The organism is Bacillus thermotolerans, assembly GCF_000812025.2.
Lineage (GTDB): Bacteria > Bacillota > Bacilli > Bacillales > Domibacillaceae > Quasibacillus > Quasibacillus thermotolerans.
On sequence record NZ_JWJE02000038.1, the window covers coordinates 1 to 17391 of the forward strand.

General features: G+C 41.4%; 13 protein-coding genes and 1 riboswitch. Of the genes, 6 read left to right on the forward strand and 7 right to left on the reverse strand.

What is annotated here, in order from left to right; all coding sequences use genetic code 11:
* Positions 1–208: 208 nt before the first annotated feature.
* Positions 209–2884: a YhgE/Pip domain-containing protein gene (locus tag QY97_RS13735; protein ID WP_039238134.1), complete on the reverse strand. Its 2676-nt coding sequence runs from the start codon at positions 2882–2884 to the stop codon at positions 209–211.
* A gap of 443 nt (positions 2885–3327) precedes the next feature.
* Between QY97_RS13735 and QY97_RS13740 the strand changes: the two genes are divergently transcribed.
* The gene (locus QY97_RS13740; RefSeq protein ID WP_046128756.1) at positions 3328–3567 is read left to right on the forward strand and encodes a hypothetical protein; all 240 of its coding nucleotides are present in this window, start codon (positions 3328–3330) and stop codon (positions 3565–3567) included.
* Between the two features lie 61 nt (positions 3568–3628).
* Here the strand turns inward: QY97_RS13740 and QY97_RS13745 are convergent, their stop codons facing one another.
* The gene (locus tag QY97_RS13745; RefSeq protein WP_039238136.1) at positions 3629–4930 is read right to left on the reverse strand and encodes a short-chain fatty acid transporter; all 1302 of its coding nucleotides are present in this window, start codon (positions 4928–4930) and stop codon (positions 3629–3631) included.
* A gap of 81 nt (positions 4931–5011) precedes the next feature.
* On the opposite strand from QY97_RS13745, the gene QY97_RS20490 reads away from it, so the two are divergent.
* On the forward strand, positions 5012–5335 hold the full coding sequence (locus tag QY97_RS20490) for a hypothetical protein (protein ID WP_157761903.1): 324 nt from the start codon (positions 5012–5014) through the stop codon (positions 5333–5335).
* Between the two features lie 241 nt (positions 5336–5576).
* Here QY97_RS20490 and QY97_RS13755 read toward each other — a convergent pair whose 3' ends face one another.
* Both QY97_RS13755 and QY97_RS13760 read right to left on the reverse strand, forming a co-directional pair.
* A complete protein-coding gene (locus QY97_RS13755) occupies positions 5577–5828 on the reverse strand; it encodes a DUF3006 domain-containing protein (RefSeq protein WP_039238139.1) in 252 nt (83 codons plus the stop codon).
* Positions 5815–7524: an S-layer homology domain-containing protein gene (locus tag QY97_RS13760; RefSeq protein ID WP_052728978.1), complete on the reverse strand. Its 1710-nt coding sequence runs from the start codon at positions 7522–7524 to the stop codon at positions 5815–5817. Before QY97_RS13760 ends, QY97_RS13755 begins: the two co-directional genes overlap by 14 nt.
* 601 nt (positions 7525–8125) lie before the next feature.
* Between QY97_RS13760 and QY97_RS13765 the strand changes: the two genes are divergently transcribed.
* Both QY97_RS13765 and QY97_RS20695 read left to right on the forward strand, forming a co-directional pair.
* Complete coding sequence (locus tag QY97_RS13765) at positions 8126–8761, forward strand: MerR family transcriptional regulator (RefSeq protein ID WP_052728979.1); 636 nt, start codon at positions 8126–8128, stop codon at positions 8759–8761.
* 40 nt (positions 8762–8801) lie between these two features.
* Complete coding sequence (locus tag QY97_RS20695) at positions 8802–8972, forward strand: hypothetical protein (RefSeq protein ID WP_099098564.1); 171 nt, start codon at positions 8802–8804, stop codon at positions 8970–8972.
* Positions 8973–9302: 330 nt separating this feature from the next.
* Here the strand turns inward: QY97_RS20695 and QY97_RS13775 are convergent, their stop codons facing one another.
* On the reverse strand, positions 9303–10010 hold the full coding sequence (locus QY97_RS13775) for a tyrosine-type recombinase/integrase (RefSeq protein WP_039238144.1): 708 nt from the start codon (positions 10008–10010) through the stop codon (positions 9303–9305).
* A complete protein-coding gene (locus tag QY97_RS13780) occupies positions 10007–12970 on the reverse strand; it encodes a Tn3 family transposase (protein WP_039238146.1) in 2964 nt (987 codons plus the stop codon). Before QY97_RS13780 ends, QY97_RS13775 begins: the two co-directional genes overlap by 4 nt.
* 214 nt (positions 12971–13184) lie before the next feature.
* Positions 13185–13295, forward strand: a riboswitch (TPP riboswitch).
* 194 nt (positions 13296–13489) lie between these two features.
* On the opposite strand from QY97_RS13780, the gene QY97_RS13785 reads away from it, so the two are divergent.
* Both QY97_RS13785 and QY97_RS13790 read left to right on the forward strand, forming a co-directional pair.
* The gene (locus tag QY97_RS13785) at positions 13490–14767 is read left to right on the forward strand and encodes an IS110 family RNA-guided transposase (RefSeq protein ID WP_039238147.1); all 1278 of its coding nucleotides are present in this window, start codon (positions 13490–13492) and stop codon (positions 14765–14767) included.
* Between the two features lie 387 nt (positions 14768–15154).
* Positions 15155–16396, forward strand: a complete 1242-nt coding sequence (locus QY97_RS13790) for an HAD-IIA family hydrolase (protein ID WP_039238149.1) — start codon at positions 15155–15157, stop codon at positions 16394–16396.
* Between the two features lie 345 nt (positions 16397–16741).
* Here the strand turns inward: QY97_RS13790 and QY97_RS13795 are convergent, their stop codons facing one another.
* The gene (locus QY97_RS13795) at positions 16742–17038 is read right to left on the reverse strand and encodes a DUF2200 domain-containing protein (RefSeq protein ID WP_046128757.1); all 297 of its coding nucleotides are present in this window, start codon (positions 17036–17038) and stop codon (positions 16742–16744) included.
* Between the last annotated feature and the right edge of the window lie 353 nt (positions 17039–17391).

The window sequence follows — 17391 nt, forward strand, 5'->3', positions numbered from 1 at the left end:
TTCTTTTTTTGTTTCATATCGGACACTTCCTCTCGTATCTTTTATGATAGAGAGTTAACTAAAAGCTGTCCATAAAACTATACTAGCACCATGAGGTTCCATTTGAAGCACAGACATTTTATACGTTATGCCGTTCCTGTACGTCACCCAATTAAAAAAGCATCCGAAAAGCGGGCAAAGGTCCGCTTTTCGGATGCTGGATGGAAAATCAAGAAAGTATGTTTGTTTTCTCGGCGTTTTCTGCCAGTTTTTTGGTGATCCCGCTTAACGGCTTCTTCAGTGCCAGCGCGAATAAAATCGTCAGAATGAAGAAGAAGAGCAGGGCCAATAAATCTTTTCTGATAACCTCCGGCAGCATGCCCCCAACGGCCTCCCGCAACAGGCTGACCGCATACGTAAATGGAACAAACGGGTTAATTTTTTGGAAAAATTCCGGTGTCAGACTGACCGGGAAGGTTCCGCCCGAGCTGGAAAATTGGAGAACGAGAAAGATAATGGCCAGCCCTTTCCCAATGTTTCCGAAAACAGAAACGAGCGTATACGTAATCGTCACGAATATAATGCTTGTGATGACCGCGAAGACGACAAACCAGAATTTCTCCACGATATAGGCATGGAGCAGAAAAACGTCACCCAGGCTGACGATCAGCCCCTGGAACACGCCGATCGTCAAAAACGTCAGCAACCTTCCAAAGTACACATGGTAGACCGTATACTGATTTTCCGGGTCCACCACATCTGTCCGGAACAAGGAAATCAGCAGCATCGCCCCGACCCATAAAGACAGCGTTGTATAGAATGGCGACATCGCTGATCCATAATTTGGAACAGGGAATAGTTTTTCTTCTTTTAACTTAATCGGCTTGCTTAAAAAGTCACTTTCTCTCTTTACGTCATTTTTTAGCAGCTCAATAATGTCGCCTAAGTTTCTTTCGCCTTCAAACTTTCGAATTTTATCAGCTGCGTCTTTAATCGAGCTTTCCATTTCCGGCAAATCCGTCCGGATCAGTTCTGCCGCCTGATGAACGGATTTTTGCATTTCAGGCAGCTTCGTTTGAACTAAACGAGATACCTTCCGCACTTCCTTCTCTGCGGCCGGCAGATCATTTCGCACAAAATCCGCCGCTTTATGCACTTTCTTCTCCACAGATGGCAAATCATTCTTCACGAATACAGCCGCTTCATTCACAGATGTTGTAAAATCATCCATTTTGCCTGATATAGCTGTAGCCGCCTCATGAATTTCCTTCTGAATGCCCGGCAGCCGCTTTTTGATTTTTTGTAATTCCTCCAGTCCAAATTGAACACTGGACTGAGCTTCCTTTAACACCTGCTGGATATCCGGCAGTTTCTCTTTGGCTGTTTGCAAAGCTTGAGAAGACGTCTTGGCCGCTGTCTTCAGCTTGCTCAGCGCCTGATTGACTCTTGGCACAATATCCGTATCATAGATCGCCAAAATGTCCCCTAACGTGCCGCTTGCGGAGGTGGCCAGCTGATTCAGCTGATCGACCAGTTCCTTTGCCGGCTGTTCGCCGTTTTTAATCGCGTTCTCTATCTTGTTCAGCACTTCTATTTGCTGTTGGAAATTTTGCTTTACATTGTTTAAGCGTTCAATCGTCCCGGTTAACGGACTGCCTTCCGCGTATTCATTCAGCTTCGTCAGCAGGCTCACCGTCCGGTCAATGATCGCCACCCCTGTTTGCAGGCGTTCCTTAGTAAATTCTGCTGAACTAACCGCCTTTTGAGGATCAAAGTCCTCCGCTTGGATCGCCTCTGTCAGTTGAACCGCCGAATCAGCTATTTGCTGCATGAGTGTTAAGTTTTGCTTAATAACCGGTGCAACTGTCTCAAACGCTCCGTCGTTTTTCTCCAGGAAGTCATTGAGTTCATTGGCAAACGCGCTTCCTCCTTCGGCAATCTTCGCTACTTTAGGCAGCTCCTGCTGGGCGGCCGCCACAATTTTGTTGGCCTTCTGTGCGTCTTCAATGCCTTTATCCACCGCTTGTTCAATCCGATAAAAGTTTTTATCGATTTCCACTACTTTGTCGGCTGCCCGCTCGATCGCAGGCAGCTTTTTTTGAATGACCAAAATTTCGTTTCCTACCTCCCTCAATTTCGGGAGGTTCTCTTCTACTTTTAAAACACTATTGCCGACTTCATTGATTTTTGGCAGTTCCTTCTCCAGCTCGACAATTTTTTGGCTTTTTTCTTTAAGCTCCGGCATCTTTTCATCAAGGGCGATGATTTTGTTGCCCATTGCCTTTAACTGCGGCAGCTGCTTTTCTAAAGCAAACACTTTGCTCTCGATATGGCGGATGGTCGGCAGCTCTCTTTCCAGCTCAATTCCGGCCTTGTTGAACTCGGTTAACACCGCCTGGTCCACTTCCTTAGTGAAGTTCTCACTTACTTCCTCAACGATGCTCGCTGCACCCTTTCCGGTAATTTTCGGTGCTACCGCATTGAGCTTTTCATTCACGGTGTACACGATCTCTGCCCGCTCCGGATTTTTGGACAGCACACTGGCCATTTTGCTGGAAAAGTCTTCAGGAATTAATAAGCTGGCATAGTAGTCTCCATGCTTGACGCCGCGCTCTGCCTCTTCCTGAGAAACAAACGTCCAGCCCAGCTTTTTATTTTTCTTTAAATTCTCCTCTACTTCTTTTCCGACATTTAATTGCTTACCCCTGACTTCTCCGCCTTTATCCAAATTGGTTACGGCGATTTTCAGTCCCGAGGTATCTTGATAAGGATCCCACATCGCTTTAATATTCACCCAAGCATAAACAGATGGCAAAAACATAATGGCTATGGTGAGCAGAATCCCGGTTGGTACACTGAAAATTCTTTTCCAGTCATCCTTATAAATTTGAAAAACCTTTTTCATTCCTCTCACCCGACTTTTAACAATTTTCATTCGCACGAGATAATCATTATTTTAGATATAAACGTGCAATCTATCCTTTGATCTTTTGTGCCTTCCCTAAATTTAACAAACTTTTTCGTTTCTATGAAAGCATTTGACCTTACAAACTATAGAGGAAAAAACTTGTGGATTCAACCAGTTCATTATGGAATTTAGATAAATAGACAAACCATACTGTCCATTGACCTCCTCCAAATGAGGAAGCAGGCTTACTCTCATTTACCCTCGATGTCCTGGAATCATACTCATTAGGGGCGCCCATCTTTAACCATTTAGCCAACAGGCACATGCTGCCCAGATCACTGCATATAGAAAAAGCCGATCTAAGGAGCTGTTTAAAAATTGAAAAAAATAAAATATGGTAAATTATTAGTCATACATCCGCTAAAAAGGGGGGAATGGCGATGAAAAACTATTTACTGTTCACGGGCATCTTTGTGCTGGCATATGTCCTGCTGCAAATCGGCTCCGGCTTCGTGCTCACAGCGTTCTATACTCCGGATTTGACCGCCCCTTCCGTGCCGCTATCATCTGACACTGAATTTGGGGCAGCCGATCCGGTTTCGCCGCTGATCATTTCCGTGCTTTCTCTAGGTGCGGCTTTCTTAAGCATGAAATATTTGAAACAGAGGCTGGATGAATAAAGGAAGAAGAGCTCCCCTCATATTGGGGAGCTCTTCTTCCTTTATTCACTTGACTTGGTATTTACAAGAGAAAGAAACCTAAAGAAATGACCGCGCCGCTCACAAATAAAATAATCAAGCAAAATCCCATAATATCTTTTGCCTTCAACCCGGCAATTGCCAATGCCGGCAAAGCCCAAAACGGCTGAATCATATTCGTCCAAGCATCGCCCCAAGCGACCTCCATGGCTGTTTTTGCCATAGATACGTCCATGCTTTGCGCGGCCTCCAGCATAACAGGCGCCTGAACGGCCCACTGTCCGCCGCCTGACGGAACGAAAAAGTTGACGAGACCGGCACTCCAAAAGACAAGAACGTGAAAGGTGCTCTCTGTGGAGATGGAAACGAAAGCCTCAGACAATGCCGTCGCTAATCCTGAGGAAACCATGATTCCCATTAAGCCTGCATAAAACGGAAACTGAATAATAATCCCGCTTGATCCTTTGACCGCGTTTCCTACCGCTTCTAAAAAACGCCTCGGTGTGCCATGCAGTAAAATCCCTAAAAATAAGAAGATAAAATTAACAATATCTAAATTAAGATTCCAGCCGTTCTCTCTCACATATAAAGCCAAGAAGCACAGTCCTAACGCCCCTGTCACCATAGAGAGAAGACGGCTGTTTTCCAAGCGGTCAGCCGGCGTTAGCGCATCGGCCTCAACGGCCGCGGCCTGCAGCGAATTCGCGTCCTCCAGCAAGGAACGGTCGATGGTGATTGTTTGATCCTTTGCCGGCATCATCAGACGGTTCATCAAGGGAATGAGGACAAACAGCGCAGCAACGATAACTAAATTGTAGGCAGAAAAAATCGTTTCACTTGTCGGCACAATGCCGATGAGATTTTCTGAGAAATGTTTGGGCGTAGCGATCGTCAGCGGCACAGAACCAGATAAACCGCCATGCCATACAAGAAAGCCGCTGTATGCGCTGGCAATCAGCAGCCGATAATCCACCCCGTCGACTTTATTTGCCAGCTCCCTCGCAAATAAAGCGCCGATCACAAGACCAAACCCCCAATTGACCCAGCAGGCCAGCAGCGAAACAACGGAAACAAGAACAATCGCCTGCCCCGGAGTTTTTGGAACTGAAGCAAGGCTTCCCAACCCTTTTTTAAAAATCGGGCTGCTTGCCAGTGTATGGCCGGTGACAAGAACAAGAACCATTTGCATCGTAAACGCCAATAGACTCCAGAATCCCCCGCCCCAATACTCCACGACTTGAATAGGCGTACTGTCCGTCAAAACGAGCGATAGGCCAGCAACAAAAAAGGTAAGGATGATAACAAATAAAAAGGTTCTGGTGCAAAAACTGCAAGATACTTGCAAATAATCTCTAAATCTTGGACATACTGATACTAGTACTCTAAAAAAGGACGTGATCAGTATGGAAAAGCAAAATCTATTCAAGTGGAAACATTATCCATTATCCCATTTATGTTTGTTTTTTCACCAAGCCTATTATTACAAGCCTCTACAAGTCAAATTATTCTTTCTATACTAACCGCCATAGTTGGTGTAGGATGCATGGTTGCAGGACTGGAAGGATATTTAATCAAAACATGGAGCTGGATACCGAGGATAATACTTATTGCCTCTTCACTGCTGTTTCTTGATAGCGGTTGGATAACTGATACAATTGCTTTGACTGGTATCTCAATAGCATTCATTGTCCAAAAGTTCAAAAAAGAGCCAGTTGAGGAGCAAGAGTTATTAAAAGTTAAGTCTAACTAACAAGCTCCTTCTGACTTTTTTAATCAGTAATCTAGCTTCTAAGCTTGGCCAACCAATGAACCTCTCCTTAGTAGGATAAAAAGAGTCTTGAAAGAGAAAGCCTTTCGAGTTTACAGACAAAGGGGCAGGAGTTTCCCTCCCGGCCTCCTTTGTCTTTTTTCTATGCTATATCCTTATGTCGAAATCACCTAATTCCTCACTTTACAATATAAGATATCTTATAACGGAAAACTGTTCTTTCTTAAAGCTTCTTATTCTTCAACATCTCCAAAAGCCCCTCAATCTTCTCCTTCGTCACCTTTGTCTCTTCCTCCAGCACCGTTACCTTTAAAACTTCATTGCTTCCGTCCGTCTCCACTAGCAAAATATCGCCTTCTTTCGCTCCAGCCAGCTTATCCCTATCAACAAGCAGCTCCTGCGATTCATCGCCTTTTAAAAGCAAAACGCCGACATTCTCTTCATACCGATCAAGCGTATATTTATTGGAATTCACTGATCATCTCTCCTGCACTGTTAAGTAATTGAGCGGCATCTCCGCTGTTGTTCCAAATATAAGAGCCTGTCCATTTCAAATACGTTGGCGGCTGGTCTGCAGCATTCGGTCCAGCGGTTACGTACACCGTCGCGCCTGGCTGCAAGACGTACCCAGCAGGAAACTCATAACGTTGATTCCCTTCCACACTGACTAATTGCCAACCGGTCATATCAATCGCCACATTATCAAAGTTCTTGATGGCAACGATCTCTTTAGACACATCTTTTGAAACAATCCGCACATCACCGGTTACTGGACCAGGCATCGGTCCCGGTCCTTCCCATGGTTCTGCAGATACCGCATAAGATTGTCCATCCGTTTCGATGACAATGTCTCCGCTCTCTGCTGTGGAATAGATCTCAGATCCCGCCGCTTGTAATCTGTTCACTACCTCGTCTGTCGGGTGGCCGTAAGAATTGCCTTGTCCATATGACAGGATAGACACTTCTGGCTGCACTTCATTCACGAATGCCTGAGATGTACTTGTATTCGCGCCATGATGGCCGGCCTTCAGGATCGTGCTCTTTAAATCAAACGTAGCGATCATGTCTTCCTCCACCTCTACCGTCGCATCACCGGTCAGAAGGAAGCTTACCTCATCAAAAGTAACCTTCAACACAACCGAATTCTTGTTATTATCACTTGAACTGCGATCACCAGAGTTCAACACCTGCACCTTTAGCTCCGGATCGATCGCCAGTTCCTGTCCCGTCTCTGGCACCTCAAAAGGTATATTCTTCTGGTCAATCAAGCTCAAATACTCGTAATATGTTTCAGTCGTATGTGCCTTTCCGCTGTCCAGTACCTTTTTCACCGGAATAGCCTCCAGCACATCGATCAAACCACCAATGTGATCAGCATCTGGGTGTGTAGCCACCATTACATCAATCGAATCCACCCCGGCCTGCTTCAAGTAAGAAACAACCTTCTCACCGGCTGAGCGCTTTCCTCCGTCGATCAATATCGTTTTTCCACTCGGTGTCTGGATGAAGATTGAGTCTCCCTGTCCGACATCAATAAAATGCACCGCCATATCCGGCACAGCCGCTCCAGTATCATCCAGATGCCGGGCCATAAACGCTGCAAAGTGCTGGCGCTCTAAATCTGCAGCCGGCTTGAACGAGCCATCATGATAACCTTCCGTAATACCATTGGCAGCCAGAGCGTATATGTACTCTCGCGCCCAATGATCATCGCGCACATCAATAAATTTTTTAGGATAAGTCCCTTCTAAATTGTAAGCCTGCGCCAAGATCTTGGCCATCTGCGCTCTAGTCAGGTGGCTGTAAGGATCGAAGTACTTCTCTCCCTTTTCATTCACCTTTCCATCAATAAAACCCAATTCGACCGCCTTGGCGATCTCCCCGTATCTCGAATGCCCCGGCCTTACATCAATGAACCCAGGATCCGCTGCACCTGAAAAATCAGCGACTCCTTTCTCTCTCAAAATCATCTGCACCGCTTGAATCCTGGTCACCGGATCCCTCGGCTTGAATGTTCCATCTTCATGCCCTTGGATAATTCCCTTGGACGTCAGAAACTCAATTTCTTCCTTAAAGGAAGTAACGTCCGGGAAGCTGTTGGCACTTGCAGCTGGGATGTTAGCCAAAAACAGCAGCACCGCCATCAATGAGAAAAAAAGCTTTTTGAACAATAGATTCCCCTCCTTCAATTACCCTCAGTTTAATAGTAGCACCTTAGTGAATTGAGGAGGAAGTGAATTAAGAACAAAAGTTCTTATAAATTAAAAACCTGGTTAATAAACCTGGTTAAAAACTTGGTTAAAACTAATTATCCAACCGTTTTATCCAGGTTATCTAGGTTATTACCCATGTTAAAACTAATTTTGATATCTATAATAAAAACAAGAGAAAAACCAACACTACCTGCTAGACACCCTAAGCGCTCTCTCTAAATATTCACGTAGACAACCAACGATGAATTCTTTCTCATTCGGTTATTTTAGTCAGGTTGATTTTCATCTAATTGAACTGTTGCTATTAGCACCTAAGAAATTCATTTCATGCTCCACCCATTGCTCTCCCATAGCAGCCAACTTTAAAAAGATTCTTTGCTCTTTTAGAAAGATAGTTTTTCCTTTATACTTAAGTTTATATAATATCGATTCGTTCTTTGGATAAGTATTTAAAAACCCAGATATTTAACTTGGTTAAAAAGCTGAGTAAAATTAATTACCCATCCTATTTAACCGCGTTATCTAGGTTAGCACCTAAGTTAGAAAGGTGGTTGTAAACATGGACAAAACCGAAAACCCAGAGTTAGAAAACTTGGATAATAACCAAGATGATCACCTGGATGAATCCTTTACCATCAAAGAAGTAGCCAACTTTATAGACGAGACACCGAACGTCGTTAGGAACTGGTTTAAAGAACTCCGTGATTACATACCTCATGAGAAAAACAGCAGCGGATATAATGTTTACCGGAAAGACGGCATCGAGCGGTTCAAGGAGATCAAAGCGCTTCACCGCCAGCAAGGCTGGTCCATGCGGCAAATCGGACATTACTTTGCGACGGGCGGTGAGTCCTTTAAGCCAGAACCCGAAAAATCAGCTGGTGAGTTGCTGGCAGAGGAAATCAGGGGATTAAGGGAAGAAATCTCCGCTCTGCGCCAAGAAAATAAAGAGATCAAGGAGCACTTGGCTAACCAGGAGAAATTTAATCTATCTCTTATGGAGCGGCTGCAGCAAGCTGAACGAGGGACCATTGAACGGGACAGGCTTCTAATGGAGTCGCTCAATGAAACGAGAGAAGCAAAGAAATTAATGGCTGCTACAAATGAAAGGCTGGATAAAAACCTGGATGATAAGCCGGATAATGGCTCACCTGAACAGAAAAAGGGCTTTTTTGCTCGGCTATTTGGAATGTGATATACCTGGCTTTAAAGCTAAATGAGGAGTAGTGACCATTATGGAAGAGAAGAAAGAATACGATCTTACCATTGTTTATGACTATAAGGAACACCCCGACATTATTGCCGGCCGCTGTGATAACTGTAACAATGCTCAATTTAAAAGCTCTATGAAAGACGGCATTTTTCTCAGAGAATGCCGGAAATGTGGGATGAAGAAGATGATCTGATCTCTTTCACAGTTAGGTAAGAACCTGGATAAGGCTTCAAACCAGCTGAATATAATACAACGAAAAAGGCATTGATAACGAAATCAATGCCTTTTCTACGTTCAAAAACCGCCCTATATAACATAGATGGGGAACTTTATTTTTACATTGTTAAATATAGGGGACACGCCAACATTCCAGGAAAACATTCGATCATTTGAAAGTAGTTCTTTCAAATGATCGAAATATTAATTATCATTTCCGCAAAATCTTTTCCATCGCTTTTCCCTTTGCTAACTCATCAATTAGGGGTAGCAACAGCGTAACTGTCATTACCCGCAATAAGATGTATTAAATTGGAAATTTATTAATAGCTTTATTATATTCATTTTGTGCTTCCTCAATTGCCAATCTAGAGTAAACCTCGAGTGACTTTCTGCTCTTGTGTCCTGAATAGGGTTGAATTAGCGCATCGTCCACACCTTGCTTTTTTAGCCAAGTTAACAAAAAGTGGCGTAGTTTATGGGGAGACAATGATTGGGATAGTCCAGCCTTTTCAGAATACTTAGCTAATATTTTACGGATACCCCGATCCGTGTATTTTTTATTCCAAGAAGATTCAAATAGATAAGCAGCATGTTTATTTTCCATATTTGCGCAATGCATCGCCAATAACTCTTTAAAAGAATGTGGGAAAGGGACGACTCTGTCCTTCTTCCCCTTTCCTTGGTTAATCCGGATTTGGCATCTGTCAAAATCTATTTCAGACAGTTTAATATTTATTAATTCGCTTACCCTTACTCCAGTGTAAAGAAGGGTTCTAACAATCACCATGTCTTGAAAGTTTTTAGCTTTCCAGACAACCTCATAATAACGTCTTAACTCCTCTTCTGTTGGGACATAAGGAAGCTTTTCTGTTTTTTTTGGTATATCAACTTCTAATTCATCTCGTAGATGTTGAAAGATCTTTTTGAGATAATCATAGTCCGGTCGTTCACTTCTTAGATATTTAGTAAGCTCTTTCGCTTTCTTTTTGGCTGGAGTTCTATTTAAACTCATGCGGAATCACCTTCTAATTTTATTCGTTCGGTCATATCTAATCTAAAGGTTCCATAGGGGTTAACGTGAGTATAAATCAATGGCGTTAATGCCCGGAAGTCCTCAGTTGTCATCTTATCAAACCAGGTCTTTTCCGATAAGACATTTTGAAGCATTAATGTGTTAATGTACACTAGACAGTTTTGGATTAAATGAAGGGATAAAACTGCTATTTCTTGATCTTCCAATCGATTTGTCGCTATTTCTCCACCTTTTCCATAGAAGATAAAACTGTTTGCAGAGTTCCAGTTTTCTACAACATTTAATCCCTCATGTATTTCTCTTCTCATTTCCTCTGAATCAAGGTATTCACAAAGGAAAATGGTCTTAATGGCTTTTCCCAGCTCACTTAAAGCTTGATAAGTAGGGTGTTTCATATTATTTCTGGTAAAACGTTTCAAAATCGCTTCAGTTTCTGCAATTCCCAATCGAAGTGCTGTCGCATATTTAACCATTTGATCGTATTGCTGCCTGATCAACTCCCAGTTAATCGGTCTAGTCAATACCGGTTGTAGATTTGGAAAGGAATCAGTCATTCCTACATCTGGTCGATATAATTTTTGACTGTGTATCGATTTTAATCGGGGCATTAACTGAAAGCCCAATAAATGACAAAATGCAAAAGCAACTTCACTTTGGCCATGTGTATCTACATAGTTTTTTTGTACGTCCATATCCGTACAGTGACGAAGTAATCCTTCAATCATTGACGCAACTTCGGAGGATGAACAAGATTTCAACTGAGAATATATACAAGTTGAATTTTTTGACACATGCCAATAGATCATAACACCGCGGCCACGGTACCTTATATGCCATTCGGTCATCAAATTTTGATCCCATGCTCCAAACTTTTTAGAATCAGATGCACATGCTGTTGTTCCTTCTCCCCATATTTCATCTGTTTTACTTTGCAAAATTGCATTTACGACTTCTGCAATTGCATTTCGTAAATTATCTTTGTGTATAAATTTTTTACGTACATATAATAAATCGTTGTAACGTACGCCGTGTTCTCCGGCTGAAACCCTTTTAAGACCTGCATTTGTCCCTAACCCATATAAAGCGAGGATCAGTCTTTTTTGAATCGTTTTTCGATCAAGAATTTCTCTGTTTCCAACGGTTTTCAGTTGATCTGTAAAATTTACTCTTAAGTCCGTTTCTTTCAATATATCTAGTAAACTCGTCATTGGCCACCGTTTCATAACTTCACCTTTAAGACGTGATAAGTTCATTGGTTCTGGTAACGGTTCATACGGTGAAACGGAGATCCATCCATTTCCTTTCGTAGTGATTCGTACGCTTGGATTTTTGGGTATCCTATTGTTTAGTTTTTCTAAAGCCCGCATCATTTCACTTTTAATATTCTCCACAAATGTTTCAGCATCTAGAGGTTTGTTTAACGCTTTATAATTCTCTTCCCGCCTTTCTTCAAAGTCTTGTGGTAAATCTTCATCCGGATTTCGGTAACGATCAGAACCTTCTACCCATATTTCCTTACAACGGAGCCTATCTCGTAAGGATTGTAATGCACTGATTTCATAATTAATGCGATTAATTCTCTCGTCACTATTTTCATCTTTTTCAATAATTAGGCTCCTCCATACTGAGCGAATAACACCATCTATTGGGATATCCTCGGTTGTAGGAAAATAATGCATACCGGAATCCGAATAGGATTTAATTAGATCTAAAGCCTTAATGACAGGACGGTGAACTTCATTATTAGAACAAAACGTTAAAGTGTTTAAAATAGGAGGAACCATACGACGGTAATGCGTACTATAAGATGAACGTATTACCGTATGTACCTTTTCTCTGTATGCTGGTCCTGTATGTTTAAATTCTTTTACTAAATCTTTTAACGTTTGTTCGCTTACAACAGGATATAATACCTCTTTTATAATTCCATCCGGATTGCTCAAAGCTTGTTCAGCCATATTAAATAGTATCGAAGTTTTGCCACTTACGCGACGTAAGTCATTTAATATCTCTTTTTCTACTTTCCTTTCGGCTCTTACATTAATTCGATGGATGATTTGGATTAAAAGTTCAATCAGGTTATCTGTGATCTCCATATTTCGAAGCCAAAAGAAGGAAGAAAGCAGCGTATAACGAATTGGCTCAGGGTGTCTTCTTAATGCACTAATATCCTCAGTTGCTGTTCGTTGGCGATACTTCCTAATAATCTTAGGTGGGATTTCTTTAAATAGATCATGAGGTAGATTAAGCTGGCGAATGGTATGTAGCTTTTGCAGTTCTTTAAAGACTGTATCTAAACCGACCCGTCCAGGATCAGATTTTAATTCATTAAAAGAAAGACTGTCTGTAGGTGAATTTTCTTCAGTGGTATCTTCCATATCTGCTATACTTTCAATCAGTGAATCTAGCTTTGCTAATGTTGGTTTTGATAGTTTATTATACGTAGCATTGAAAAAACGTTGTTCATAAGAATTAACAGCGGAATGAATGAGACGTTCCATCCGATCAGGGGCAGGGGGCTCAATTCCAAGTTCCCGGAATCTTTTGTAGACTTGATCTTCTACAAAGTTCAGTTCATGATTATGATATAGAACAGATTTGCAGAGCCAATCAACCATTTCGTCTATATCCTGTTTTTCAACTTCTCGAAAGCCAAAATAATTACGTATTTCTGTTCGATGATAGCTTATGGTTCTTCCAGTCCAATCATACTGTTCAAAAACATCTGGATTCAAAAATAATTGTTTTGCTAAATAGTGAATTAATGATTTAGGTATTTCACTTTTGTGGTATGGAAATCTTGCTTCATATTGAAAGAATTTAAACAATACAGTAAACCCTAGTTTTGTATCTCCTCTTTTCGTTTGGATCAATTTTAATTCATCAGGCATTAAGGTGAAGTGATCAATTAACTCATCCAATTCCCAATTTCTTTTCAAAATATCTCCTCCTATAAAAAAGTTCCGATAATGGTGAGTATCGGAACTATTATTAAAATACAGTATATCTAAATTGACTATATCAAACAATAATCTATTAAATTCCCTTGAAGTTCCGTTCCCAAAAAGGATATCGGAACTTATAGACTATTTAAGATATTTATGTTACGCTTTAGACATTGTTAAACATTACCAAGTACTTTTACAACAAAATAAAAATTACTAGGGGTGCTTTTGTGTTAAAAGCTGAGAAAAGACTAAAAGTCTTTAACTCTTTGAACCTGATCTGGTTTATACCAGCGTAGGGAAGTGTGAAGCGTTAATAAATTTATTTATTTAAATGCTATTTGTTAATAAAAACCACTTCCAATTTCCGGAAGTGGTTTTTAATTTTTTATTAGGAGCATTCCTGTTAGAAGGATTTTCGGGGACTTGAACAAAAAGAGCCCTCTTGGTATGATGCGGGGTGTCAAATCTGCACGAAATGACCCCTAATTTGTAACCAAGGAGGACTCCATAATGGATTTTAAACAAAATCAAAAAATAAATCAAGTCACGGAACAAACACTCGTTGTCGGGATCGACATTGCGAAGCGCACACATTTCGCTTGCTTTGTAGATGATCGCGGCCGGGTGCTCCGAAAATCATTTTCCGTTTCGCAGTCGCGAGAAGGATTTGAGCTTTTCTATCAACTCATCCTAAATGCGCTGAAAGAACACGGAAAAACCGAAGTCCTAGTTGGGATTGAACCGACTGGCCATTATTGGCTCAATCTAGCTTATTTTCTTGAAGAACGAGGCATTCCACTTGTCATGGCGAATCCGATGCACGTCAAACGTTCCAAGGAGTTAGATGACAATCTTCCCACGAAACATGACCGTAAAGATGCACTTGTAATCGCCAGACTCTTGAAAGACGGACGCTTTAGTTATCCACGAATTTTAAAAGATGTGGAGGCTGAACTTCGAGTCGGATCCACGTTTAAAAGCAAGTTGACAGAGGAATTAGGGGCGGTCAAAAATAGCATCATTCGTTGGTTAGATCGCTATTTTCCTGAATTCACGCAGGTCTTTCCGTCATTCGGAAAGATGGCGTTGGCCGTACTTGAATGTACGCCATTTCCAAGTGATCTTCACCAGAAACAGCCCGATGAGGTACTATCCCTTTATCGAGAAGTTGAGGGGCTCAAATCGCCCCAAAGACCGAAAGCTACGCGTCTGATTGAAGTCGCAGCTCACTCGATTGGAGTAACAGAAGGACGTGAGATGGCCCGTTATGAAATCGCCACACTGGTCCGTCGTTACCACCAGTTAGAACAAGAAATCGAAGACATGACTCAGCGCTTAGTGGAGCTTGTCCAAACATCGGTCGAATACGAATGGCTCTCAACGGTTCAAGGTCTTGGAGATCCAACGATTGTCGAGCTGTTAGCTGAAATCGGAAGTTTTTCACACTATGAACATCCACGCCAACTCATCAAACTTGCGGGATTAACGTTACGTGAAAACTCCTCCGGTCAGCACAAAGGTCAAAAACGGATCTCCAAACGAGGTAGAAGGAAGCTGCGTGCTCTTCTGTTTCGAACCATGATACCGATCACTCGTCACAACAAGGCTTTTCGAACATTGCATGAGTACTACACCACTCGTACGGTAAATCCGTTACGCAAGAAACAGTCCATCGTGGTTTTATGCGGAAAACTATTAAAAGTGTTACATGGAATTAGCACGAAGCACCAAGCGTTTGACGCACAGCGAATGATGAAAGACACCCCTAGTCTCGCAGAGGCTATGTAACGTCTACATTCCCTTGAAAGACCTAGACAACAGGATGACACGGAGAAGCTGGCATTATACCGTCCATTCGACCTCGAGTCCCTTAAGGAGCTTCGCTAGCCTCTGCCTTATGACTAGACCGAACGAAGGAATGTAGGCACACAGATGCCCAGAGACATGGGAGGGTACGTCATCATAAGTTACGCAGAGATCCATGGTGCATCGAATAAATCCACCACACTACTTACCATATTTTCCTAGTAGTGACCGCGTAGCGTACCCACTGACTGTTAAAGAATCACATATTTTAAAAATACTGTTAGGAATTGTGTTGAAAAATATTTTTTTGACACCCCACCAACGGGTTAAATCGTTGATAAATCAATATTTATAGAGGGAGAGAATATTATGTTAGTTGATGAATTTGATGTATTTTTGTTTGATTTAGATGGAGTGATTTATATAGGACTTGAACCACTTCCAGAAGCAGTAGAATCGCTTAAACGTCTTCGGCAAGATAAGAAAATCATTCGGTTTTTAACAAATGATCCATGTACAACACGTAAAAAAACGGCAAGACGGTTAAATAGTCTTGGAATAGAAGCAAGCAGCGAAGAAGTAATTACATCAGGTTGGGCGACTGCCCAATATTTACAGAATGAAAAAATCAGAACTGCACTTGTTTTAGGTGATGAAAATTTAAAATGGGAATGTCAACAGGTAGGTATTAATACTGACGATCAAAACGATGTTGAAGCCGTTGTTGTCGGGTGGGACAATGATGTGTCTTTTCATGACATCCAGCAAGCAGCAAAATTAATTCATAAAGGAGCAAAATTTGTTGCTACAAATGCTGATAGAACATTTCCGACTCCAGAAGGCCCTTTACCTGCTGTTGGAGCTATGGTAGAAGCGATTCGAGTATCAACAGAGAAGAGACCTGTCATTGTAGGAAAACCATACCCTTATATGTTTAAAATAGCGCTTGAAGATTTCTCCCCGTCCTCTAGAATAGTAATGGTGGGTGACAATCCATATACTGATGTTTTAGGAGCACATCAGGTAGGAATACCATCCATTTTAATATCAGACCAAAAGACAAAAAAATTTCCATCTGCTAGAGATTTTCGTAATCCGGATGTTACGATACCGAATTTAAAAGGTTTATTTGATAGTAATACTAAAATTAAAAAATGGATTTCCCCTTCCTTTTCTTGGCCTGATCATATTAAAGCAGGAGTAGCAGGCATTATATTTGATAAGACTCAGCGCGTTCTCCTAATGAAGCGTGCAGATAACGGCTTATGGGGTATTCCTTCGGGCCATGTTGAACCGGGAGAAACTGTAGAAGAGGCAATCATTAGAGAAATTAGTGAAGAAACGGGTTTAAAAGTTAAAGTTAATCGGTTAATCGGAGTTTATTCTGACCCTGTTTCCCAAGTATTTTCATATCCAAACGGGAAAGTAAGTCACTTTATTACAACTTGTTTCGAATGTGAAGTTGTGGGAGGAACTCTAATTAGGGAAAATGAAGAAACATTAGATGTGAATTACTTTGATTTTAATCATTTACCGGAAAATCTCTTACGTATGCATCCAAGATGGCTTAAAGATGCATTAGAAAATAAACAAATTTCTTATATCCGTTAAAAAAACATGAAACCTTCTAAAAAAGGGGTCCTACTAAAAAAAGAAATGGAAAATGACTTGAGGTTAAAACTTCAAGTCATTTTCCATTTTTTTACTCGTTATTGCGGGTGGTGACAGCTACGTTGCTACTACCCCAATTAACTTATCCAAATAGGGGTCCCGTCCCGAAAATGCGGATTTACAACGATAAGACTTTTGAGACAGGTCATATGAGACGCTGGAACCCCTTATTTGTCGCAAAATTGATTAAATCCCAATAGATTAGACCCTATTGATACAAGCCTTATAACCCTTGATATAACTAGGTTTGTATTCTTACCGTTGTAAATCCGCAAAATCCTGACGCTACCCCAAATAGCGAATTTCTTGCATCGTCGGTTCTTCGATATCTTCCACTCGAACACCGCAGATTACACCTTTGATTAAAGTCCTTGAAGGATTCAATTGAGGAGCTTCCGAAAAGAAGGTCTCAAAATCTGTCTGCTTTTCCAATTGTGCTTCTAACTCTTCCTGGCTATACCCTGTCAACCAACGAATGATTTCATTGACTTCTGTTTTCGTACGTCCTTTTTTCTCCGCTTTTGTAACATAATGAGGGTAGACGGCTGCGACACTCATTGTATAAATCTTATGTTTGGCCATGATACATCCTCCCTTAGTATAAACCCAGTATTCAACCGTGCAAAGCCAGTAACTAAGCTCAGAAAGGTACATATAAACGTAGATAAAAGTAAAAATCCAGGTAGCAATAACATGGATAATAACCTAGATAATACTAGAACCAAAAAGGATTTGTTATAAAATAAGCAACACCTTTCCCCTACCGCGCTTCGCTTGGTGGCCTCTTAAACAAACGCTGAAATTCTTTCAGCATTTGTTTAAGAGGAAAATAGATCGTAACTATGTAAAACTGATTAATAACTTAGATAGTGGTTAAACAATCTTCAGAAAGCTAAATTTTGATTAAAACTCAAGCTCACAACAAGCGTTTAAAA